2 protein-coding genes are annotated in these 1,889 nt (G+C 59.6%); both read right to left on the bottom strand.

Features of this window, described 5'->3' with window-relative positions; translation table 11 throughout:
• Window positions 1–636 (bottom strand): tetratricopeptide repeat protein (locus ACTG3T_RS03590; protein ID WP_439100895.1); only part of this gene is annotated, 636 nt, incomplete at its 3' end.
• The coding region (locus ACTG3T_RS03585) for a TonB-dependent receptor domain-containing protein (RefSeq protein ID WP_439100894.1) at window positions 629–1,889 on the bottom strand (1,261 nt) is incomplete at its 5' end. The genes ACTG3T_RS03590 and ACTG3T_RS03585, both read right to left, overlap by 8 nt.

The following is a 1,889-nucleotide window of genomic DNA, read 5'->3' as shown; positions in this document are numbered from 1 at the left end:
AAAGTTTGCTTCCTCCAGCGCGCCCAGGCGGGAGCCAATGTCGGCCAGGAGTCGCATGCCCTCGGTATGACTTGGCGCCTGCATAAGAAACTGCCGACAGAGTTGTTCTGCCTTGAGGATTCGACCCTGGGCGATAAGGTCCGTGACTGCAAGGAGCGCCTTGGGTAGAGCTTCGACCTGTTGCAGTTGTGCTGCGGTGACGGTTGCCTCCTGCTCGCGACCGGTGTCGCGCAGCAGCGCCAGTCGCTGGCGATAGCTCGCCAGCAGCGCGGGATTGGCCCGCAGGGCCTCGCCGTAGGCGTCGATAGCGGCATTGGTTTGTTGGGTGTCACGGTAGAGGTGTGCCTGTTCCTGCAGGCCACGACCATTGCCGGGCTCGAGGTGCAGCAGGGTGTCGAGGTAGCCCTGAGCCACGTCAAAGGACTTGCTCATCCGTGCACATACGGCAGCAAAATACAGCGCTTCCCCGTCTTCAGGAGCGCTGTGTAATCGGGATTGGAGCAGGCTCAGCGCATCGGCAATCTTGCCTTTGCGCATAAGCTCCTGAACATCGGTGCTCAGGGAGCCTGCCGCGGGAGCCGTTGAAGGCTCGGAAAGAGTCGCGCCCGGGGTTGCCGGGCGCTCAGCCTCACTCAAAGTTCCAGGTAAAGCGTACGCCGCCCGTCATGGGGCGTGCGAGAGTGACGCGGTCACGGTCATTCACGAAGTTATTGGACAGCTCCGCAGCTTCGTTGGTGAGGTTGTCCACGTATACCTCGGCGGTCCACTGGGTGTTGGAGACACCTGCAGTAAAGCCCAGCATCAACCATGAATCCACCGTTTGACGGTTGATCGCAATGATGTCGCTGAAGGACTCATCGGAGTAGGCCAGATGGGGCATAACGTGAGCTCGCAAACCGTTGTTGAGATCCCAGTTATAGCGCGCACGAACCGTGGCCTGAAACTCCGGCGCGAAGGCCAGGGAGTCGCCCTTGCGAACATCGTCTGTGGGCGTCAGTACTTCGGTAATCTCCGTGTCCAGCATGGAGAAAGAGCCGGTGACAACCAGTCCGGGCAGTGACGCGGGCGCCCAGTCGAGGGAGCCTTCCAGACCCATCACCTCGGCATTGGCCGCGTTGTCCGAGAAGAACAGGTTGGTAATGCTGGGATCGAAAATCGTGGTCTGCAGACGCTCGATATCCACGAAGAACAAGGAGCCGTTAAAGCGCAGAGACTGATCCAGCAGGTCGAGTTTCCAACCCAGTTCGTAGTTGGTCACATCGTCCGTATCCAGAGCAAAGGGCACCTGGTAGCCATTGGGGCCCGCCGCGCCGCCGGGACGGTTCAGCAGTCCCGGGCGGAAGCCCTCGGACAGGGTGACAAACCACAACTGATCCTGAGTAGGCGTGTAGGACAGGCTTATCTTGCCGATCACGCCGTCAGTTTGTGCCGAGGTGGGGGCTTCGCGCAATGCCGCAGCCACCTGATCCGGTGCGTCCTGGATGTTGTCCTCGGTGTAAACGACCTGTGCGTCCGGATCGCAGGTGCCGCGGAAGGTGATCTGTCCATCACCGTTATAAAGATCCGAAATATCCGTACCGAAGGAGTTTGAATCCGGCTGGAAAAGGTTACAGAAGGACGCGTTGGCGCTGCCTTCCAGACCCACTTCGATGTCGTACCAGCGTGCGCCCAATGTAAGAGCCAGGTCATCGACAATGTCCATGGTTACTTCACCGAACACACCCATCTGCTCATCGGTACGGCGCACATCGTTACGGAAAATCACGCCGTCGGGGAAGGGCCCTTCATCGGATCGGTAGCCGGTGGTGAAGGGGAAGTTGGGCGAGAACCCGGTTTGGACGCCGTATCCATCAATTTGCGTGGAGCCCGGATAGGTAAAGTCGTTGCGT

The sequence above is a fragment of the Congregibacter sp. genome, assembly GCF_965660375.1.
Taxonomy (GTDB): Bacteria; Pseudomonadota; Gammaproteobacteria; order Pseudomonadales; family Halieaceae; genus Congregibacter.
Note: the sequence above shows the minus strand (reverse complement) of the source record. Positions and strands in the feature narration are given on the sequence as shown.